This window comes from Neobacillus terrisolis, from assembly GCF_051233475.1.
Taxonomy (GTDB): domain Bacteria; phylum Bacillota; class Bacilli; order Bacillales; family Cytobacillaceae; genus Bacillus_BU.
In genome coordinates, this window is the sequence record NZ_JBKFGH010000002.1 from 45,021 (window position 1) to 67,313 (window position 22,293).

A 22,293-nucleotide genomic window follows, 5' to 3' on the forward strand; every position below is an offset into this window, starting at 1 on the left:
GCATTTATTCCACGAAAGGGAGCTCGAACCAGAATGTTGTTCCAATGTATTTTTGACTTTCGACACCGTAGTCTACATCGTGAGCATCCAAGATGCCTTTGACAATGGCCAACCCTAATCCCGTTCCAGTTGTTTTTTTCTGGCTCGTTTTTTCTGCCTTATAATACCGCTCCCAAATATAAGGTAATTCATCTTCAGAAATGCCATTACCGGTATCTGAAACCTCAATTTTGACTGTTTTCGTTCCGTTTATCATATTGACGGTAATCGTTCCCCCTTTTGGAGTATGGGTGAACGCATTATTAATTAAATTATGGACTACTTGGCTTATCCTCACTTCATCGGCTCCTACGAATCTGTCAACAACTCCGGTGCGAACAATGTTCACTCCCGTTTTTTCGCTTAAAATATCATAGCTCTTTACCGCTGTTTCAATTAAATCGTTAATTTTAAACCTGCTTTTACTTAGCCTTACATTCCCAGACTGAAGCTGTGACAGATTTAAAATGTCATCGACTATTTTGCTTAACCGCTCTGTTTCCTCAATAATCACTCCAAGCTGCTTATCCCGTTTAACAGGATCCTTTCCAGTAACATCCCTAATTGTTTCAGCATATCCTCGAATAAGGCTTAATGGTGTACGAAGATCATGAGATACATTGGCAATGAGGTCCTTTCTAAGTTGCTCAATTTTTGATAATTGTTCTCCCATATAGTTGATCGATACGGCTAATTCCCCTATCTCATCTTGTTTATTCGATTTTATTCTTGCTGAAAAATTACCAGATGCCATTGCTTCCGATGCTCGTTTTATTTCTAAAATTGGACTAGAAAAACTGCGTGATAACAGATAAGAGATTAATAAGGATGCAAATAAAAGGATAATTGTAATATACACAAGCTGTCCCTTTAAAATAAGTGCCATATCCTCCATTGGAGCCAGAGGTGTAATGATCAGCATCGCCTGAGATCTCTCCATCGATAATCTAATCGGCAACCCAATCAGCATAAATTTATTACCAAACCGAGGATGCGTTACAGGGATTTCTACCTCTTTTCCAGCTAAAATCTCCTGAATAACCTTCTCCCTCTCGCTGCTGTCAATCATCGGCATCTTACCCGCAGAGCTAGACGAGCCGGTAATATAAAGAGACTTTCCTTCTTCATTAACTAACTCAGTATAGATGTTATTATTAAATGCAAACTGCTCAAGCTTGCTTTCAAACTGCTCATTTTCTCCATTCACAAGTAATTGATTGATGGCTAAAACTTCTGTTTTTATATAAGAAATCCACATTTGATTGTAAAAGGTTTCTAAGAAGACAATCTGGAATAGCCAAAGAAGTAGTAACACAATACCGACCAGAGCCATCATCCCTGCCCAAAGCTTAAAACGGATGCTCTTCATTTTTTCCTCCTAATAGGATTGCAACAGCTGTTTATCTCCTTATTTTTGTAAATCGGTCGTTTCAAATTTATAGCCTGTCCCCCATACAGTCACAATAAATCGGCGATATTCCTTGAGACTTTCTCGCAACGTCTTGATATGTGTATCAACGGTTCGATCATCACCTTTATAATCATAGCCCCAAACTGCATTCAAAAGTTGTTCTCGAGAAAACACCCTTTTCGGATTCTGCACAAACAGGCTGAGTAACTCAAATTCTTTTGGAGTTAGATTGACTACCTCTCCATCAACATAAACATCCCTAGATTCGTATTCAATCATTAGGCCGTCAATTTTAACCCTTTCAAACTCCGAGGACTTCTCCTCTGCTGCTTTATTACTTCTACGTATAATCGCTTTCATACGTGCCAATAGTTCTTTCGGACTGAATGGTTTAACGATATAGTCATCCACCCCTAATTCAAATCCGAACAGCTTATCATATTCCTCGCCTCTAGCCGTCAACATGATAATCGGTACTTGAGACGTTTTTCGAATCTCTCGACAAACACTCCACCCATCAACCTTTGGCATCATGACATCGAGAATTATCAGTGCATAATGCTTTTTATTAAACATTTTCAATGCTTCCGCCCCATCCGCAGCCTCATCAATGTCGAACCCTTCAAGACTCGTATACTCCCGAATCATTTCCCTAATTCGTTCTTCATCATCAACAATGAGGATTTTGTCCTTTTCCATCCTATCACCTGCTTTTTAAAAATAATCTATATTAATTCTGCATTTTCTAAAAATTATTCTCTACAAATATTGTAAACTCAAATTGTTAAAAAAGATTGAAAAATTACAAAACTTTTCACTATTGACCTGTCTTGACCAAATATGAGCTCGATTTTGTCGATTTTTCCTTGAAAACCTTCATTATTTTTTCATCGAATGCTCAATCTTCTCTCACATATGCAGTTTAGATTAATAGAGTAGAAATCATCTATATGGAGGAGAGTTGAAAAATGAAGAAATTAGTAGCAACAATGCTTGTAGCCGTTTTGATCAGCTTATTGGGGATTAGTTCCATCAATGCCGAAGAAACAACCAACTATGGTGCATCGGGTGCACTCGTAAAAAACAGTTATTCCCTAGCAGAAATGCTTACGTATGCAATTCAGGATGAATACCTGGCCCGTGCAGAGTACAATGAAATTATGGCTAAGTTCGGTGCCCAAAAGCCTTTTTCAAACATAGAAATGTCTGAGGAAATGCATATTTCCATGTTAAAGCCTTTATTTGATAAATATAAGGTGCCGCTCCCGGAGGATACAGCAGCTGAACATGTTATCATTCCGAACACTCTACTTGAAGCCTATAAAGCAGGTGTGCAAGCGGAAATCAATAATATCGCGATGTATGATTCATTTCTTAAACAGAATCAACCTGACGATGTTAGAAGTGTGTTTCTAAAATTAATGTATGCATCACAAAACCATCAAAGCGCTTTTGAAAATAAGGTTGCCCAAATGGAAGGAACATCAAGTGGAGGCAGTACTGGCGGAGGACGCATGGGGATGAAATAAACTCATCTCTTGCAAAAACAATCGAATTTTGTCGAAAAATAAGTAAAATGACTGCAGTTTTTATCCATGTCATGTTAAACTAGTAGAAGTTTATCATGACGGGAGAATCATTATGAACCTGCAGGAAAAGGTTAAAAACCTTCCATCATCCCCAGGAGTTTATCTTATGAAAGATTCCGAGGACAAGATCATTTATGTAGGGAAAGCTAAAAATTTAAAGAGGCGAGTAAAAAGCTATTTTCATAATATCAAAAGCCATTCCCCGAAGACAAAAAAGCTCGTATATCATGTAAAGGATTTCGACATTCGGTTAACAGATACAGAGTTTGAAGCCTTTATGTTGGAATGCAGCTTAATAAGAGAATTCAAGCCCTACTATAATAAGAAAATGAAAAATCCTTTAGCTTATACCTATATAGTGATTGAAAGAGAGAGTTTCGATAAAATCCATATTACCAACCAGCTGGATCAAAGAACTGAGAATATTTATTTCGGTCCCTATCCGAACAAAAGCACAGTGGAAAGAGCTATAAAAGTTATTAAGGAATTTTATAAAATAGACTGCACTAGTCCTTCAAAAAAGATATCGGCCTGCTTAAATTATTCTTTAGGCTTGTGTATTGGTATGTGCATAAATGACTCTGCAAACAAACATTATGATAACATCATCAACAAGATCATTGCTTTACTAAACGGCTCAGACATGAGCATTATTGAAGAACTCCAACAAAAGATGGTAACAGCGTCTGAGAAATTCGACTTTGAAACAGCCATGAAATATCGGGACAGTATTGAGTTAATTAAATTCCTTATCAACCGGGAAAAAGTCACTCAATTCACAGAAGACAATAAAAACATCACTGTCATCGAATATTTAACTGACACCACTTTTAAACTTTTCCTTATTAAAAGAAACAAAATTCTTTATAGTGAAAAGTTTGAGTTAAAGAATAACGAAAATGATCATCTTCTTGAAACAATAAAATCAACTATTTATCACTATTTCAAATCGACTCCAATCCTAGATAGCACGAAGATTAGCCGGGACGAAATTGATGAGGCTCAGATTATTTACAGCTATTTAAAAGGGAGTTCTAGTAACCATTGGATCATTCCCCAGGCATGGATCAATACTGAGAATAATGAGAAATTAACTGAAGTTATTAAAAAAAACTTAAAGCCCTTGATCTCCTAATCAAGGGCTTTTGATTAATAGCTGTGTTAAACATGAATGTTGATTTCCACTCCAGGCACTTCGCTTTCCGCGGGGCTAGTTGGGAGCCTCCTCGGCGCATTCGCGCCTGTGGGGTCTCCCATACCAGCTACTCCCGCAGGAGTCTTCGTGCCTTCCGCTCCAATCAACTTGCGAAAGATCAACACTAAGCTTTAACACAGCCTAATTAATAAATCATAAACCAATTGTTTTATAGAACACCATGGTAGGGGATAAACCCTATTTACGTTTAATACGATTGACTTAACATTGAAACAGATATAAAGTTAAATCAATAACATACCCCACTCGGTATACAGAATTCTTTTTGCACACTGAGTTGAATTCTTATTAATCTTGAAGGGAGTATTTTTTGATGCAAAAACTTTATACCTTTCCACAAAAATATTTGCTGATCAGTGTTCCAATAACATTACTTCTTGGTTTTATTATTGGCAGTTTAGTAGATACGAGCTATTTAAAATCGACTATTTTAATCGGAACGATTGTCATGATCTATGCAACAATGGTTGGATTTAAATTTAAAGAACTAACAAATTTCAAAGGCTCAAAAGTCCTTGGATATTCTCTGCTGATCAACTTTGCAGTCGTTCCTTTAGTAGCTTTTTCTCTGGGGAAGCTTTTTTTAAATAATCATCCCATCATGTTTGCCGGTCTAGCCTTATCTGCTTTGTTACCAACAAGCGGAATGACCATTTCCTGGACATCCATACAAAAAGGAAATGTTCCATCAGCGATTAAATTAACAGTATTCGGCTTAATTCTCGGCTCAGTCTTAACACCATGGTATCTATTATTAATGGTTGGAAAATATGTGGATGTAGACATTTTAGAAACCTTCAAAACAATATTCTTAGTAGTATTCTTACCAATGTTATTAGGTCATTTAACTTTTAAAGTATTAATGAAAAAATATACGCAGGAGCAATTCCAAAAGAAGATTAAGCCTAATTTTGGACCGTTAAGTATATGGGGCATGCTTTACGTTGTTTTCGTCAGTATTAGTATGAAAGCCAATATGATTATCGATAATTTGGAATTAATCTCGCTTGCATTGGTTGTGCTAATCGCCTTTTACTTGATTAATTATTTAATAAGCACTTTTACAGCAAAACAGTTTTTAAATCGTGAGGATGGGATTGCATTAGTGAACGGAACCGTATTACGCAATTTATCGATTGCTGTTGGGTTAGCCGCCACTTCCTTTGGTGCAGAGGCAGCCTTAATCGTAACGATCGCATTTATCGTTCAACAACAAAGCATCGCTTATTATGCAAAATTAGCAAACAAGTACTGGTTTAAATCTAAACCAAGTCCAATTAAACCAAACCCCTCTTTGACATAATTTGTAACAGGACACTGTTATTCCCCAAAATTGTCACTTAAAAAGAGGTTTAAAAAACACTCGGCCTGCCATTTGCCGAGTGTTTTATTGTTCTTTAAACTCCTCCTTTGGAAGGATGATGGTAAAGACAGTCCCCTTATTCACTTCACTTTCAACGTTAATTGTTCCGCCATGCGCTTCAACAAATCCTTTGGCAATGGAAAGTCCGAGACCTGTGCCTCCCTCTCCTTCATTACGAGTCCTTGATGGATCTCTTTTATAAAACCGTTCAAAGATAAATGGCAGTGCATCTCCCGGAATTCCTTGCCCGAAATCAGAAATCTCAAGTAAAAATGAGTCTCGATTTTCTTGTCCGGATACTTCCACTTGTCCTTTATTTGGCGTATGACGAAGTGCATTCCCAATCAGATTTACAAGTACCTGAGTCATCCGATCAGCATCGATTTGGAGAACGAAATCGTTGGGAATTCTATCATACCGAAGCGTGATCTCCTTTTCATCCGCCAGCCATTGTAAATGGCTGCAAATCCGCCCAACAAGCTGTCTTACATTAACCGACTGTTTATGAAGGGGGAGCTTGCCGGCTTCTGCTAAGCTCAATTGTTGTAGATCACTAACCAATCGGTTCAAGCGATATACTTCATCTGTAAGCTCTAGGACAATTTCTTCACTAGGTTGGATTGCCCCTTCCTGAATCGATTCCAATTTCCCTTGTAAAATCGAAAGAGGTGTCCTCAATTCATGGGCCACATCCGCTACGAGCGCTTGTCTAATTTCTTCATTTCTTAGCAATTTATTAGACATCTCATTAAAGGCTGTTCCTAACTCGAAAAATTCATCTTTTGTTGAGATGTTTACTTCACTCACTTTTTCTCCACATGCAATCCGTTTGATGCCGTTCATTAGAATACGCAGCGGATTAGATATTTTTCGTGCAATCAGGATGCTGAACAGCACAGCCATAACCGATACAATCAAGCCACTGATCAAAATGGCAGTATTAGATGATCGCAAGAACTCCTTTTCCAAATTTTGAAGTTCATGTTGATAGAGGACAAGCGTTCCTTTCTTTTCACCATTTACGATTACATCTTTTTGGTTGCCAGTAAAATCAATTCCACTCATGCCAATCCTTGTACCTGCTGTATCAGCAATCACTCTTCCCCTCATATCGATGAGAAGCAGATCTGCATTGGCCATTGCCATATTCATCATCATCCCACGCATCATCATGCCGTGGCCCTGTCCATCCATCGAACTATTCTCAAAATATAGACCTTGAACATTTTCCCATGATCCCGTTTCTTCATAAAACAGCTCAAGTTCTTGTTCCATTCGTTCCATAAATCCAAAATTATATTGATTTAAGTAACTTTGAAAGGTTGACTTTATACTTGATTGGAGAAAAAAGGATTGACTGATCCCCATTAACAATACAATGGCAATGAATGCGATGATTAACTTTGTTTGCAGTTTCATTTTTTATCACCGAAACGATAACCAATTCCATATACAGTATGGATATATTCCGGATGAGAGGGGTCCTTCTCCACTTTTCTCCTTAAATTACTAACATGAGTATCAATTGACCGTTCGTAATTGACAAATGCTTCACCCATTACACTATTCATCAATTGTAGACGGCTATAAACACGCCCAGGCTTCTGGGCAAGCGTAACCAATATTTTATATTCGGTAGGAGTTAAATTCAAAGCGAGATTATTTACCTTTACTTCATATGTGGTTAAATTAATTTCAATGCTCCCGCGGGTGAGTACCTCATCCTGCTCTTCTTGATCATCATCTGCATTACTTCTTCTCAAAACTGCCTTTATTCTTGCCGTTAGTTCGCGCATACTAAATGGTTTGGTGATATAATCATCTGCACCCATTTCCAGCCCTAAAAGCTTGTCTATTTCTTCTGATTTTGCCGTCAGCATAATGACTGGGATTTTTTTTCGAATGGTCCGGATTTCTCGCAAAGCTTGAAAACCATCCTTGTTAGGCATCATTACATCCAATAACACCAAATCGATGTCATGATTTTCAACCAGTTGAACTGCACCTTGACCATCATCCGCTTCAATAATTTTATACCCTTCATTATTTAAATAAGAATGAATAGTCTCACGAATCTTTTTTTCATCGTCTACAACTGCAACTAGCTTTCCCACTCGTATCCCTCCTTTACCTTCATCTTTCTTCATTATAACAACTTGTATGTCCCAAAATTCAGCTAAATCTTATTAAATTTTGAGATTAACAAGTATTTTAAAAGAAACTCTGAAGCTAAGCTCCAGAGTTTCTATCGCATTCTCAATTATTAAAGCTCTTGACTGTCTGCATTGCCGGTCCATCTTCCACCTTGGCCCATCATACCCATTCCGCCGCCACGGCCATGCATTGGTCCTACACTGTCTCGTTCAACAGCCGTTTTCATTTTTGTTTCCATATTGCTCAACATCGTATCCATTTGTTCTTGAGTAATCTTACCGTCTTTAACAAGCTGTTCAAGGTCTGCTTTTCTTGTTTCTACCATCTTGGCAACAAGATCATCGACGTTAATTCCTTTTTCTTCTGCTAGGTCAGCTACAGATTTCCCTTCATTACGAGCGGTTTGGAGTTCGTCCACTGTCATCCCAAGCACATCTGCAATTACCTCCGGCATCGTTCCTGCAAAATAGTGACCCATTCCAGCTCCTTTACCCATTGGGGCACCTGTCATTGGACAATTAACATCACCAGTCTCTGTTTGTGATGTATCTTTCTCATCCGCCACTTTGGTAACGGAAACCTTCCCGGCAGAATTTACGTCATTCGTTGTAGCCGTCGGCTCACCAACCGGAGCAAACATTGCCCCTAAGGTGAATACTCCAACAAAAGCTCCGCCGATTAAAAGATTTTTCCAGTTCATCTTATCCATCTCCTTTTAGAAAGAGTACTTGTCTTCTTACAGTTTTATCTTAGCGAATAACTTTCCAGAACCTATCTTGAAAATGTCAAGAAAATGTTAAGATGAATCGGCTATCCCTTTTCCTAAAAAGAAAAGCGCAAGCGCCCGGGTAGCGCACGACAGGACTGGAGCACATCGACTGAGATAAAGGAAACACGAAGAGCGATAGCGATTCGATGTTGACTTATCGTAGGGAGGTGGGCGAAGTCCACTAGGCGCTGGGCGCTGAAGCTAGACACCCATCTAACTTATATACTTTCTTTACTTAAAATAAAAACACCTAAAAACCGGTAAAGTTTCTAGGTGCCTAATTTGCACGATATATTTTTTTAAAAATCATCACTTATTCAACAAATGCTTCACAGAATACACCGGATGGTATAAGAGCATCCATGGACCAGAAAAGCGCATAACTGCTTTCATTTTTTGACGATAGTCTGGTTTATAACAATGCACTGAGCAATTGGAGCAGGCTGTTTTTTCTTCACCAAAACGGCAAAGCGAGAGTCTTTTATAAGCGTATTGTTTTAAATCAAGACAATCTTCACACAGTCCATCACAATGATGCTTCTTCCGACAATATAACTCGATCATTTTCGTGACAATTTCTTTTTCCTTTTGAATGACTGGACCATTATTGAGTTCTCTTCTTTGTGTCGTCATCGTCGTAAACCCCCAGTATGATTGATTTACTACCAAAAGCCGACCCTCTATCCTATACGATAACACACAAAAAAGATAAAGAGTGAACCAATCATAACAATTTGAGGACAACTCTTATTTACAAAGTTAGAAATTTTTGACACACACTCCAAACAACCGCTTTTCCCCCTTCATCCCCTATCTAAAAAGCCAATCGATAAATAAGAAATCGTTCATTGGAATTTTGATCATAAAAATGAGGCAGGATAATTTCCGCTTTCAATTCAAATGAAGTATGATTTTCCAAAAAATAAATATAATCTTCGGATACATAATAAAGAACCAACTCAATCTCCCGTTCAAATTGTTCTACCGAGCACAAAATATTGTTGATGATTTTTCTAAAAATCTGAATGGAAAACGGATTAAAAAAATAAAAGCGGTTATCTAATGAGTCAATCTGATACTCTTCAGCCAAGCAACAAAGGAAATGAATTTTATGTTTACTCTGTTTATACTTTTTTACATAATTGGTTTGATTTTGGATAGCTTCTCGATAGAAATCCTCATTCATTTCAATACCAACAACCGTTGCATCAAATAAATAATGAATAAAAAAGTTTAACCTGCCTTTTCCGCATCCAAAATCCACCAGCCGATCCGTGCTTTTCAATTCGTATTGATTAAACAATGTCTCTAATGCACTATAAGGTGTTGGCTCATATCGATGATAATGAAACGATTGGTTAAATCCCTTCTGTTCCCCTCGTGTTTTAATATTTAGCAATTCATCATAATAATGTTCTTTCATCTCTCACACCTAATTATCTTAGTCTCTTATTAAACTATAATATAGTTTACATCCATTATGAATGAATTACCTTTAATTTATTATTTAGCTGAATTGCTTTTTCCTGATGAAAACCAACCAATTAGGGCAATGCCGACTAATACCCCATAGAAGATGAGAGTCCAAGCTGTGCTGTGGGGGAAGTCATGATCTAAGACCCCAATATCCTCATGGGCAAGGGTAATGATCGCAAGTTTAACCCCGACCCAAGCGACAATGGCATATGCTGTTGTTTCCAATGCTGGACGTTGTGCCAGAAGTTGCACAAACCAGGTGGCTGCATACTTAATCAAGATCAGGCCAGCAATACCTCCAAGAAGCACAACAATAAACTGCCCTCCATCCATACCGCCGAAATCGTCGAGGGGTGAATCTGGAAGTCCAAGTGCAAGAGCAACAGCAGCTAGGATTGAATCAACTGCAAAAGCGAGGTCAGCTAGCGCAATTTTCCCTACTGTCGGCCAGAACCCTTTTCCAGCAGCTCCCTGTTCATCATCCTTATGAATATTCTCATTCTTTTTCCCAAAACGAGCCTGAATAACATGCTTTAAACCTAAGTATAGAAGATAAGCTGCTCCTATCGCCTGTATCTGCCATACGTTTGCGATAAACGAAATGGCAAAAAGAGCAACAAATCGAAAAACAAAGGCCATAATAATACCATAATTTATCGCTTTTCTTTTACTATTTTCGGGTAAATGCTTGGCTATAACCGCTAATACAAGAGCATTGTCAGCCGATAACAATCCTTCTAATCCGATTAGAATTAACAATGCCCAAGCATACTCTAGCCATATTGATTCCATTCACTTCTCACCTTTCTAAACTTATATGTGATCTTATGTTCCGCTAACATTAGTTTTCCCATTAAGCAATAAGTAATCCTACAAAAAACCGCAATGAATTAAAGCAGACTCCGCCTTATTATTCTTATATAGTTATTTACTGAATTTTTTGAGTTAATAAACTATAAAAAAAGGATTTCAAAACAGAAATATAGAAGTTAGTACTGTGCACTAACCCAATGGTAGTAGCTTATTCATTTTATTATTCTAAAAGAACTTAGGAGGATTGAAATGACGAACAGAGAGATGCTGCTTATTCCAGGACCAACACCAGTGATGGATTCTATTTACGATGCACTTGCCCAAGAAACAAGAGGTCACACAGACCCAAGGTTTGCGGCCATTTATCGGAACGCAATTGTTCGAACAAAAGAAATGTTCAAAACTGACGGTGAAGTATTTGTTATTGCTGGCTCTGGAACAGTGGCTATGGAAATGGCACTTGTAAATACAGTCTCTGCAGGTGAAAAGCTGTTAGTCATCAGTCATGGCTACTTTGGCGACCGGTTTATTAAATTGGGTGAAGCTTTTGGTATCGAGGTTGACGTACTTCAAGCAGAATGGGGAAAGCAGGTTGCTGCTAAGGATGTCGATTCAAAGCTTGAAACTGGCAATTTTAAAGCGGTAACGATTACACATGCCGATACCTCAACCGGAGTTGCAGCTAATTTAGATGCGCTTATTCCTGTTATAAAAAAGCACGAAGCCCTTGTTATTCTCGACGGAGTTTGTGCAACCGCCGCAATGGAAGAAAACATGAGTAAAACGTATGGTTCCCCGGATGCCAAAATCGATATCGTTCTAACTGGATCACAAAAGGCAATTGGTGTCCCGCCTGGACTTGCTATCGTTGCCTTTAATAAAACGGCATTAGCAGAAAGGGAAAAACTGAATCATGTACCGGCCTACTATTGTGATATTCACAATTGGATCCCGATCATGAACGATCCGCAAAAATACTTTGCTACACCTCCTGTAAATCTCATTTATGCATATGATGAAGGAATGAAACTAGTCCTGGAAGAAGGTTTGGAAAATCGATATGAACGGCACAAGGCATTTGGGAAAGCGGTAAGGAGCGCACTTTCCGTTTATGGAATGAAGGCATTGGCCGAGGAGGAGGTTGCTGCTGCAACACTAAGCTGCATCCTTTATCCTGAAGGAATGGATGATGCAGCATTTCGAGCTGCGCTAGCAAAAAAAGGAGTCATCGTAGCGGGAGCTCTCGCTCATCTAGCAGGAAAAGCATTCCGAATCGGACATATGGGGAACACAACGGTGGAAATGCTGGAAAAAGCCATTGTATTAATTGGTGAAACAATGAATGAGCTTGGTTACCCAGTTGACCCGGCTAAAGCTGCCGAGCGTTTTAAGGAATTGTCATTTGTAAAAGGGGTTTAAATTCCTCAAAGAGAGGTTCAAGGTTTAGTAACGGGTTCCGTTAACTATCGCAAACATAAAATATGAAACACAAAATGACCTTCAAATTGCATGATAATTTGGAGGTCTATTTTTGTTGATATAAAAGGATTTTGATAATTATTTCGGGAGAATTTGTAGGGCAATTTTATATTAAAATGCGGGGGTACAATAGCCAGTGTACCGCAGCAAAACACACTACAATTTTACTTGCAAATTGGTATACAGAAAGATTAAGGTCAGGCTCTGTTGTAACTTAGTATCGACTTGACTGGAAACGAAAAATAAACGGAGAAATTCCGCTTAAATTAGGAAATACCCCCATTTCCCGAATAATAAGCGGAGTTTTTCCGCTTATATGGTCCAAATCTTTGAATTTTGTCCTATTTAAAGCAGTTAACCGGAAATTATCCGCTTATATCCGCTTCTTTAGCCTACTCTATATACATTAGGCGGAAATTTTCCGCTTAGGAATTCTCATACCTACACAAAAATCGACATTTTATAGTGCAAAAAGGATTACAATTTGGTTTGCATTTTCCTGTGTAAATTGACGTTTTGCGATAGGAAACGGAACCTGTTAAAGGTTTAGTTACCCTTTTTTTTGAATCCTAACAAAAAGAGGGTACTAACGGAAGGTTTAATTACCTGTTTTTTGAATCCTAAACAAAAAGAGGGTACTAACGCAAGGGACTAGTTACCTGCTTTAGTACCCTATAGAAAAAGCAGGGTGTTAATGGAGGAAAAAAAGATTACGGGCCGGCGCTTTCATGTCAGCCCGTTTATGTTATTGTTGATTTGCTCTTCTATATTGATATTGCTTCCATTGAAAAAGGATAAAGCAGCCAATACAGAATCCATTTATAGCCACAAAAGCTGCAACAGCCACTAACGAGGTAAAAATATATCCAAGCGAATTTACTCCAAAAAAGAACCCGATAAATCCAGACCCAAGACAAAGAACGGCAATCTTTTGGTTAAACTGCTGCTGTTCCCAATCTTCCGGAATGTATTCTTTCAAATCCTTGCGCAAAAAACGCTTGGTTAATTGCATGATCGGATTATATCCAAAAACAAGCCCCATTAATCCTGCAATAAAGGGAACGAACAAGAACCATTCTTGACCGCTTACCCACGTCAACAAAACACTAATAACAATAACCCACTGATTTGTTTTTACAAGTGGTCGAGGAATCGACCGAACGATATTAGACACTCCAATCCCGACCTTTCACATAAGTTTTATTTATTATATAAACTTTTATTAATTTTGTATACTTTTTAGCTTATACAAAAAGAAGATGTCCCTAATGTTTAATTTGGGACATCCTCTTTTTATAAAACAATAATAGTGAAATGGAAAAAATCAATTTTCTTTTAAGCGTTTGTTTTTTCGGATTAACCCGCCGATAATACATATTAGAATGAATATTATTAATGAGAAACTGATGACAATTGTGGTAGTATAGTCTTTTTTAATTTCAACTGCTGTCTCATTTATCACTTCTGCTTTCACCTTAGGAATGACAAACTCTTCTTCCCATTCCCAATTTTGTGTTCCTACATTGGCATGTAATGATAATTTATATTTTCCTGGCTTTAGTTCTCGATTTTGCCAATCTACAGTAAATTCCATTGTCGAATTTGGTGCCATCCGAAAGTCTTCAGCATCCACCCGAGTTTCTTCTTTACCTTTTGAATTATAAACAATCGCATTTAATACTAAATTGTCAACAATAGCTGGTGCTGTATTTTGTATAGATGCTATGATCGCGGGATGATAATTTACCAAATCAGGTTTAATAGATTTTAACTTAAGAGCCGGCTCTATTTCTTTATCCGATTCAGACAATTTTAAACCGATAACATATGCATACTTATTTAAAATCTGAACCCCATTCTTATTTTTTTCACTATCATCTATTCGTTTCTCAAAATAAATCCCCCCAAGAATAATTCCATCAAATTGTTCTTCAGGGATATTTAATTCAATGGGTATAATTTTTGAATCCCCCGCTGGCAGATACACTGTTTTTTCTTCAACTTTAGCAATTTCTGTCATGGGAACTTTTAAACTTTCATCCAACTTTGCGTTTATATTCGTATAGTCAATTAATCCATTCCTATTTGTAATCGGATTCGTAATATGAACCTCGATTTCCATATCCTCTTTTGAACTATTAAAAAGCTCAACATAAATGATTTGTTTTTGATTAGGTTTCACACGCAAATCAAAATAGGTTATATCTTGATTAATCTGATTGTCAGGAATAATCGCCCGCACGGAATAACCAACATTCTCCTCATTTGCAACAACCTTTGTCATGTCGATATTCAGTAAAAATAAAAAAATAAAAGCAAAAATCATTACATTTGTCAGTTTCTTCATCCTAGACACCCCACATTTGATTTCAAAAGAAAAGCCCCGAACAATAGAATTACCCTATTACTCGGGACTAATAGACCCATTTATGGGGCAGTGGTCAATGTCCAAGTTAAAGTTGAGGTGTAGGATTCTGCTTTCATTGTCCCGCCATAGACGGTTAACGTTACACTATCATTTGTAGAAGCCGTCGGATTACTTGGAAACCATTTTGTAATCCATGTACCACGACCTTCATTTGGATTTGCATAAACGACTTTGACCGCGTCATTATTAGTAAATAAAGTAAATGGTCCTGTGACTGGGGGACCGTACATGTCTTTAAGATCAGAAATCGTTGTACCATTTTTAAATGACAAATATGCACCAGCCAGTTCATTTCCACCAGCACTTTTAAAAGGTGTTGCACTTACAGTAACATTCCATCCATCTGGGGTGCCCCGCTTATCGGTTACTTGGAGAAAAGGTTTTAGAGTTTTAGCTTCATAAGTTACATTCTTAACAGAAACCACTTGCTGCCCAAAGTCTATATGGGAAACATAATCAAGACTTAGCGGTCCATAATTTCCGGTTGGATCATTATCATCATCGCCTGGGACATATGGATCTGTTGGATCATCAGGGTCTAACACAGGTGGAACACTGGTATCTTCAATAAAATTTACGATTGCATTTGATGTTCCTGTAGATGCTGCAAAAACCCCTTGAACCGAAAGAAACAAAGATAAAATACAAGCTAATCCTAAAAATACATACTTAGATAAACGCACATTAATGCCTCCTTTTTATTTAAATAATAAACTTAAATATTTAGGCAAAAATCTAGGGAGCATTTTCTAAAGTCCAATTTATTGTGGTGGAATAGTCCACACCAGGATGAACATCGCTAGGAATGATATTGATCAATACCCCTTCATTTTCATTCCAAGTAACTACAGTTTCCCTTTCTAAACCCGTAACTCCTTCGTAAATGAGGGTTTCATCTTTTAAATAGCTCAGCCGGTCAGCATTTACAAATACAAGTGCCGTCGGGTCAAGTGAATGTCCGTCGGTGGATGTTAAAGGATTCGCTGCTTTTGCCTTTATTCTCCAATGAGCTCCTTGTCCCCGAGTATCCCGAACGATTATGGACCAATTTGGAATCTCTCTAGGAATCGTTATTTCATGAAAGCCAATGGTTGTTTGTTTAAAGCGAATTTCACTCGGAACAGTAAATTCAAGAATCGTTCCAATAACAGTTGTTGATACTGTTTCACTTGTATTACCTGCTACATCCGTTTGCGAAGCGGTAATAATCGTCCCTGCCCCTTGAATTGGTATAGCGACTGTATAATTGCCTGCTTCATCCACTATTCCATGATATGTACCATCTGGGGTAACTATATGAACAGTTGCACCTGTTTCACCCGTTCCGGATACGGTTGAATCAACATCTGTGACTGGATTAATGATTGGTGGATCTGGAGGAATGTTATCTAATACACCGGTTGCGATTTCATCGTAAGCACCTTTGCTTACTAATATGTCTACTGTAATTAATGAAGCATCTGCCGCTATTCCGTAAAAATCTAATTTCCCATCAGGACTTGGAGGTAAGGCTGTTAGGCCTAATTGGCCTAAATTAATGAATAGCTTTGCACTAATTCGTGAAACAAGTGATAGGTTGAGACCTTGAACATAACTCGCTTTTACCGTTCCGTTACTACTACTGACCGCCAATTCGCTCCCAGGAATTTCCTTATAAACAAATAAAGGTTCTGTTAACTGGATTCTAGCGACTTCTGTAAAACGGGGATTGTCCAGTATAAATTTCAATTCTTCCGGCAACTTATATACAAACTGTTGCGTGGTAACAAGGCTTAAATTAAGCAACGGAATCCCATATATATCTAAACTAAGTTCGCCTGTACTCTCGTTATAAGCTGCATCCAAGTTCTGTATTTGCAAAATTCCCACATCTGCTACCGCATAGGCTTTTGGATAGGTTAGAATCGGAATCATTTCCCTATCTTCTAATGTTAATTTAGTGAAAGAAGGAGTAAAAACAAAAATGATAGCGGTTACAAAAATCACCAAGGATTGTATAGTTTTATTAAAATAAATTTTCCTCACTATACTCCCCCCATAAAAAAGTAGAATAATATTGTTAAATAAATATTCTGCAAAGGATACTAGCAATCTTCGATTGTATTTTACCATAATTTATCAAGCGTGGCACGTTTTTTTCAAAATGTTAAAACTATTATAAATCCAGTAATCTTAACTGATCTCGTATCCCTTCAATAATATCGAAAGGCATGACTCCATAACGTGATAAGACGCTTGCCTTTTCTTCTCCCGCTCTTGCATGTAAATAACTCGCAGAAATAAGTGCATTCATTGGTGTGGTCCCTTGAGCAAGAAACGATGTAATCAGCCCAGTCAGCACATCTCCGCTTCCACCTTTTCCGAGCGAATCATTCCCGTGAGGATTGATAAAAACCTCTCCTTCAGGTGAGGCTATAATGGTACGATGCCCTTTTAATAATAAATAAACATTGTTATCTTGGGCAAAAGTGATGGCAGTTTCGATCCGATTCGCTTCCACCTCTTTTACTGTTTTATTTAGCAAACTTGCCATTTCGCCGGGGTGAGGAGTAAAGATTACAGGCCCTGCATACATACGCACCAACTCCAGCTCGTTACGAAGCAAAAATAAAGCATCAGCATCAACCACAATCGGTTGATTTGTCAAAGAGGACATGAATAGTTTCATCCACCGTTCACCACCAGGAAATCTACTCATTCCGGGGCCAATGGCTATACAATCAAATTGGTGAAGCTGAGGGATTAGCTTTTCAACAGCCTTTTCTGCCAAATGACCATCACAATCTGGTAATGGCAAAAATAACGCTTCCGGATTCTGAGCGGCTACCATCGGATAAATACTTTCCGGAACAGCTAATGTTACCAATCCTGCTCCGGATTTTAAGACTGATTTAGCTGTAAAAATGGGTGCTCCCACATATGACCGAGAACCACCGATAACTAGTGCGTGACCAAAAGTTCCCTTATGGCCATGTTCAGGCCGAACCGGTAGGGAAGCTTTAACCAGCTTGTTCGTAATCAATTTGGGCATAGGAAGCCCGATATCCTCAACAATCTGAACTGGAACGGAAATATCAACCGCTTTCCACTCTCCAATGTACTTTGGACCATCATTTAAAAAGAAACCTTTTTTGGGAAAAACAAAACTAATTGTCTTATCAGCTTTTATAGCAACCCCTTCAACCTTTCCATCATCACTGCTGACACCTGAAGGAATATCGACAGAAATGACTAATTTCTTTTGCCCATATTCATTAACTAACGATATTACTTGATGAAATGGCTCTCTTACTGGGCCATTCACCCCAGTTCCTAAAATGGCATCGATAATAATATCTGACCGATCTAGCTCCTTTTTCAAATCCTCTACTGTGTTTTCATGGAGATAAAAAATGGGCAACTCTCTGTTTATGTAAACATCGAAATGAACTTTAGCATCGCCTTTGATTCGTCCGGGCTCTACTAACAAACATAATAACGGTTCGAAACCTAAATCAATTAACCTACGTGAAATAACAAACCCATCGCCGCTATTATTTCCAGCTCCAGCAAGGACAACCACGCGCGGATGGTCTTCAGGAGAATTAGCAATAATTTCCTCCACTACTTTTGCACCTGCATTTTCCATTAAAACTACGCCTGGTAAACCGATTTTCTCCATTGTATATTGATCCATTTGTTGCATTTCCTTTTGCCCGGCAACGTACATACTTAACCCTCCCTAAAACTACATTCTCTTTTTCTATCGATTCTAAAGCTCCTTATAAAACCACAGACATCCCCTACGAATGTTTGGGCTAAAACTTGTCTTTTACAATCATCATAGTTTTTATTTTAGATTTCATCCACTATTATTCCCATCATTTTGCTAAACAAAAAGCATAGCTGCCTTTGAAGGCTCCGCTATGCTTTAATAATGTTAATCAGCATTGCTCGAATCGTCTTGATCCACTTCTTTGTCTAAAATTTTCCCGGTATATAAATCAATTTTGTATTCAACCTCGTAACTTCCATCCTTTATTTCAATTTCATAGTAATGATCATCTAACTCGACCTTGACTACATTTCCTTTCGTTTCCTTTGTAGCAATCGCGACTGCCTCTTCCTCGGAAATTTTACCTTGCGGATTTTTGGTTTGATTTAACTTGTCATCACTTCCATCTCCATCACGTTTCATATAATCGTCATCATAATAATCATCTTTCACCACATTAACATTAGAAGTGTTCCCATTCTGATTTGTGCCTTTATCCGAAATTGCACCAACACCCACTGCCCCACCTAACAAGACCAAACCTGCCAAAACGCCTAACATTAGCTTTATTTTCATTTTTGTTCCTCCTTTATTTGTCGTTACTTTCACTATAGCCAACAAAAATGAGGAAACACGGATAGAAAAATGAGAATTTGCTGAGATAGCACGAAAACCGTTTTCCTTTGGTTAATCATCCCAAGATATGGACATTACTTCACCTGTTATTGCATGAATCTGAACCGTTCCCTCTTCACCATTTTCCTTTTCAATTTTTACTAGATAGTAGGCGCCATCACCAGATTCTTCGAAATGAATGTCATCTACATCACCACTTACACTGGATAAAGCGATCGTTACTGCTTCCTCTTCAGTAATAATTTTTCCCGGCTCATTAGATTCTTGCTCTCCCCTAGGTTTTGGAGAAGATTGGCCTGAATCTCCATTTGGATTATCTTGTTCATTACTGCTTGTTGTTTGCTTATTTATCCTTGCTAAGCCTTCTACTTCTCCTGTTTTTCGATTGATTTCTACTTCATAAATCCCCTTATCGTTTTGAAAGGTCATCTCGTATATTTTTGGGTGCTCAGTAATTTGGATTATTTCTCCTTTATACAGTTCTTGAATTTTGCTGCTTGCTTCCGCTACAGATAGCTGTTCTCTAAAATTACCAATTTTCAAAAGCTGCCATGCACTTAATACAAGAATCACTAGTACCACTACACCTAGCGCCATTTTCCTCATCCAACTCACTCCAAAAAATGTTTGCAATGATTATAATTTATTAAAATGAGAAATCAGTGAGGATTTGATAGAAGAAGAACAATCGTTGCTCTTGTTCCATTTCCCTCCTCACTCTCGATTTGAATTTCAGCCTTGATGGCTTCAGCAATTTCTTTGGCAAGGGACAGCCCTAAGCCAAATCCCCCCTCTTTTCTCGTTCTTGCTTTGTCCACTCGATAAAATCGATCAAAAATTTTATCTAATTCAGCCGCCGGGATGCCAATCCCGTTATCACATATTTCAACTAATGCCTTTTGTTCTGTATTTCTAATTCGAACTTTGATAACATCCTCACTATATTTTCTTGCATTATCTATCAGGATATATAAGAGCTGTCTAAACTTTTGCAGATCTGTCTTCACAGAAACCTCCTCGTCAATTTGTAATTCCACTTTTCGATGATACGCCTTTTGAAAAGTTTGAACTAATTCTTTGACTATATTAGTTAAGGAAATATCCTTCATCTGCACATTCCACTGTTCGTCCTGTTTGGCAAGCAACAATAATTGTTCAATCATGTCCTTCATGCGTATTGCTTCAGAATGTATCGCATGAATGGATTCCTGATATAATTCAGGACGCTCAAAGCCTCTCCTTTTTAAAAGTGAAGCATAGGACTCGATAATGGTAATTGGTGTCTTCATTTCATGAGAAGCATTGGAGATAAATTGCCCCTGCTTCTCATAGTTAACCTCGAGCAACTCGATCATTTTATTAAACGTATCTCCCATTTGATAGAGTTCGTCCTTAGATCCCTGTTGTAAAGAAATCGTTTTAAATCGTCCGCTTTCTCTTATTTCCCTCATCGTCTTGATCAGCGAAGTTATCGGTTGGGAAATAAAATTACTTAACAATCTTGAGGAGATCACTACTGGGATAATGGCGAAAACTGTAGCAGCAATTAGGACAATTCTCAGTATTCGGAGCATATTTACAGTTGCCTTAAGATTTTCTGTCACTTGAATATTTGCCACCTCACCATTTGTCCATACAATTGGAATCGAAATAAAGGCATGCGGAATCTGATCGTATACGGTGATGGTCTTTACTTCTTTCGAGTAATACGTAACCGATTGCTCGCGGAGCCCCTGTTCACCAGAAACCGTAACAGCCGTTCCTCGACTGCCATCTGCTTTAACAATCTGGAGCATTCCATTGATGGGAACATAAGCCCGAAGCAATTCGGCAGTGGGGACGCGATCCGCTGCTCCATTTATCCCCTCGATGGCTTGTTTCGCTTCTGCAGCAGCCCTCTCTAATTCACGACCCAACATCATATTGCTAAAGGTAAAATAGATCACTCCATTAATTACGATCAAGAGCAAAATAAACACTACGGTTGTATAAAGATTGATTCGATCCTTTAGTTTCATTAGGCGTCCTTTATCACATAGCCTACACCACGAACGGTATGAATAAGCGACGTGTGATAAGGCTTATCAATTTTATTACGTAAGTAGCGAATATATACATCAACGATATTTGTATCCCCAAAATAATCATATCCCCAAACTCCATTAAGAAGCTGCTCCCGATTAAGTACCTGACGGGGATGCTTCATTAAAAAGGCAAGCAAATCAAACTCACGCGGCGTCAGATCAATCTTGTTTTCTTTTCTGATCACTTCATGAGTTATTTCGCTTAATTTTAAATCTGCTACGGTCAGCCAATTTTGATTACTTTCAACAACAGAGCTCGGGTATTTTACCCTTAAACAAGCACGAATGCGGGCCAATAATTCTTCTATCTGGAAAGGCTTCGTTACATAGTCGTTAGCCCCAAAATCAAGTCCAGACACTTTATCCTCAACAGAATCCTTGGCAGTTAATAGGATTACAGGTGTGCGCGAATCATTGGAACGTATTCTTCGTAACAGCTCAATTCCACTGATACCAGGCAGCATAACATCTAATAAAATGACATCCCATGATTGCTCCTGGTACAACCTGAATCCTTCTAAACCGTCAAAGGATTTTCTAATTTCATAGCCCTCATAAGTCAGCTCCAACTCAAGAACACGAGCAATCTTTTCTTCATCCTCTATAATTAGAATTTTCGGTTTCTCCATTTTTCCCTCGCTATATTATTTTCTGAATTTACAGTTATTTTATCATCTCTATATTCACCCTGCCTATAAATGTTACCTTCTACTGCAAAATAAAAAGCTGTGCGATACTTAAATTCGCACAGCCTTCGTTTATTTTTCTTTTATTTGATTCAGTTCATCAATAAGCTGCTTTGTCCGTTTCGCATTTCCTTGCGCAAAGTTTTCGAGGCGGTCCTTTAATTCATCATCGTCATGGATCCGCTCAGCGGTAATGAGATAAGTCCGCATTAAATCTTCTTCTATTTGAATCGAGTTTTCTAAGGTTGCTTCTAGTTTTTCTTTTTCTTCTCCGCTATTTTCATTAAATATATTTGAACTCATCGATCAGACCTCCTTTTCATCCTTATGTTTCTCCTTTCTAGTCAAGGTTATCCAAAACGAAACATTTGGCCCTAAGATTTTAAAATATTTTTT

General features: G+C 38.1%; 22 protein-coding genes. 4 read left to right on the plus strand and 18 right to left on the minus strand.

The window, feature by feature from the left end:
• Positions 1-4: 4 nt before the first annotated feature.
• On the minus strand, positions 5-1,408 hold the full coding sequence (locus ACI48O_RS00610) for a sensor histidine kinase (RefSeq protein ID WP_435559756.1): 1,404 nt from the start codon (positions 1,406-1,408) through the stop codon (positions 5-7).
• Positions 1,409-1,447: 39 nt separating this feature from the next.
• A complete protein-coding gene (locus ACI48O_RS00615) occupies positions 1,448-2,149 on the minus strand; it encodes a response regulator transcription factor (RefSeq protein ID WP_435559757.1) in 702 nt (233 codons plus the stop codon).
• A 269-nt stretch (positions 2,150-2,418) separates the two neighbouring features.
• Between ACI48O_RS00615 and ACI48O_RS00620 the strand changes: the two genes are divergently transcribed.
• From ACI48O_RS00620 to ACI48O_RS00630, 3 genes are all read left to right on the plus strand, one after another.
• Positions 2,419-2,979, plus strand: a complete 561-nt coding sequence (locus tag ACI48O_RS00620) for a DUF2202 domain-containing protein (RefSeq protein WP_435559758.1) — start codon at positions 2,419-2,421, stop codon at positions 2,977-2,979.
• A gap of 112 nt (positions 2,980-3,091) precedes the next feature.
• A complete protein-coding gene (locus ACI48O_RS00625; protein ID WP_435559759.1) occupies positions 3,092-4,174 on the plus strand; it encodes a GIY-YIG nuclease family protein in 1,083 nt (360 codons plus the stop codon).
• Between the two features lie 394 nt (positions 4,175-4,568).
• Positions 4,569-5,558 carry an arsenic resistance protein gene (locus ACI48O_RS00630; protein ID WP_435559760.1) on the plus strand — a complete coding sequence of 330 codons (990 nt, stop codon included), beginning with the start codon at positions 4,569-4,571 and terminating at the stop codon, positions 5,556-5,558.
• Between the two features lie 84 nt (positions 5,559-5,642).
• On the opposite strand, the gene ACI48O_RS00635 is transcribed toward ACI48O_RS00630, so the two are convergent.
• The 6 genes from ACI48O_RS00635 to ACI48O_RS00660 form a co-directional block, all read right to left on the minus strand.
• On the minus strand, positions 5,643-7,037 hold the full coding sequence (locus tag ACI48O_RS00635; RefSeq protein WP_435559761.1) for a sensor histidine kinase: 1,395 nt from the start codon (positions 7,035-7,037) through the stop codon (positions 5,643-5,645).
• A complete protein-coding gene (locus tag ACI48O_RS00640; RefSeq protein WP_435559762.1) occupies positions 7,034-7,732 on the minus strand; it encodes a response regulator transcription factor in 699 nt (232 codons plus the stop codon). The genes ACI48O_RS00635 and ACI48O_RS00640 overlap by 4 nt, the downstream gene beginning before the upstream one ends.
• A gap of 149 nt (positions 7,733-7,881) precedes the next feature.
• Positions 7,882-8,472 (minus strand): DUF2680 domain-containing protein, encoded by a 591-nt coding sequence (locus ACI48O_RS00645; RefSeq protein ID WP_435559763.1) that lies wholly within the window; start codon positions 8,470-8,472, stop codon positions 7,882-7,884.
• Between the two features lie 378 nt (positions 8,473-8,850).
• A complete protein-coding gene (locus tag ACI48O_RS00650; protein ID WP_435559764.1) occupies positions 8,851-9,174 on the minus strand; it encodes a nitrous oxide-stimulated promoter family protein in 324 nt (107 codons plus the stop codon).
• Between the two features lie 181 nt (positions 9,175-9,355).
• The gene (locus ACI48O_RS00655; RefSeq protein ID WP_435559765.1) at positions 9,356-9,964 is read right to left on the minus strand and encodes a class I SAM-dependent methyltransferase; all 609 of its coding nucleotides are present in this window, start codon (positions 9,962-9,964) and stop codon (positions 9,356-9,358) included.
• Positions 9,965-10,044: 80 nt separating this feature from the next.
• The gene (locus tag ACI48O_RS00660) at positions 10,045-10,809 is read right to left on the minus strand and encodes a TerC family protein (RefSeq protein WP_435559766.1); all 765 of its coding nucleotides are present in this window, start codon (positions 10,807-10,809) and stop codon (positions 10,045-10,047) included.
• Between the two features lie 270 nt (positions 10,810-11,079).
• Here ACI48O_RS00660 and ACI48O_RS00665 point away from each other — a divergent pair, with 270 nt between their 5' ends.
• Positions 11,080-12,249: a pyridoxal-phosphate-dependent aminotransferase family protein gene (locus ACI48O_RS00665; RefSeq protein ID WP_435559767.1), complete on the plus strand. Its 1,170-nt coding sequence runs from the start codon at positions 11,080-11,082 to the stop codon at positions 12,247-12,249.
• Between the two features lie 805 nt (positions 12,250-13,054).
• On the opposite strand, the gene ACI48O_RS00670 is transcribed toward ACI48O_RS00665, so the two are convergent.
• The 10 genes from ACI48O_RS00670 to ACI48O_RS00715 form a co-directional block, all read right to left on the minus strand.
• Positions 13,055-13,483 carry a DUF4395 domain-containing protein gene (locus tag ACI48O_RS00670; protein WP_435559768.1) on the minus strand — a complete coding sequence of 143 codons (429 nt, stop codon included), beginning with the start codon at positions 13,481-13,483 and terminating at the stop codon, positions 13,055-13,057.
• Positions 13,484-13,633: 150 nt separating this feature from the next.
• Positions 13,634-14,656, minus strand: a complete 1,023-nt coding sequence (locus tag ACI48O_RS00675) for a WxLIP family cell surface protein (RefSeq protein ID WP_435559769.1) — start codon at positions 14,654-14,656, stop codon at positions 13,634-13,636.
• Positions 14,657-14,736: 80 nt separating this feature from the next.
• Positions 14,737-15,420: a WxL domain-containing protein gene (locus ACI48O_RS00680; protein WP_435559770.1), complete on the minus strand. Its 684-nt coding sequence runs from the start codon at positions 15,418-15,420 to the stop codon at positions 14,737-14,739.
• Between the two features lie 52 nt (positions 15,421-15,472).
• Positions 15,473-16,762 (minus strand): Ig-like domain-containing protein, encoded by a 1,290-nt coding sequence (locus ACI48O_RS00685; protein ID WP_435559771.1) that lies wholly within the window; start codon positions 16,760-16,762, stop codon positions 15,473-15,475.
• A gap of 130 nt (positions 16,763-16,892) precedes the next feature.
• A complete protein-coding gene (locus ACI48O_RS00690) occupies positions 16,893-18,446 on the minus strand; it encodes an NAD(P)H-hydrate dehydratase (RefSeq protein ID WP_435559772.1) in 1,554 nt (517 codons plus the stop codon).
• Between the two features lie 210 nt (positions 18,447-18,656).
• Positions 18,657-19,067, minus strand: coding sequence for a PepSY domain-containing protein (locus ACI48O_RS00695; RefSeq protein ID WP_435559773.1), 411 nt, complete (start codon positions 19,065-19,067; stop codon positions 18,657-18,659).
• Between the two features lie 111 nt (positions 19,068-19,178).
• The gene (locus tag ACI48O_RS00700) at positions 19,179-19,733 is read right to left on the minus strand and encodes a PepSY domain-containing protein (RefSeq protein WP_435559774.1); all 555 of its coding nucleotides are present in this window, start codon (positions 19,731-19,733) and stop codon (positions 19,179-19,181) included.
• 53 nt (positions 19,734-19,786) lie between these two features.
• Positions 19,787-21,145, minus strand: coding sequence for a sensor histidine kinase (locus tag ACI48O_RS00705; RefSeq protein WP_435559775.1), 1,359 nt, complete (start codon positions 21,143-21,145; stop codon positions 19,787-19,789).
• Complete coding sequence (locus ACI48O_RS00710) at positions 21,145-21,840, minus strand: response regulator transcription factor (RefSeq protein WP_435559776.1); 696 nt, start codon at positions 21,838-21,840, stop codon at positions 21,145-21,147. The genes ACI48O_RS00705 and ACI48O_RS00710 overlap by 1 nt, the downstream gene beginning before the upstream one ends.
• A gap of 129 nt (positions 21,841-21,969) precedes the next feature.
• Entirely contained in the window at positions 21,970-22,200 is a 231-nt protein-coding gene (locus tag ACI48O_RS00715; protein ID WP_435559777.1) for a hypothetical protein, read from the minus strand.
• Between the last annotated feature and the right edge of the window lie 93 nt (positions 22,201-22,293).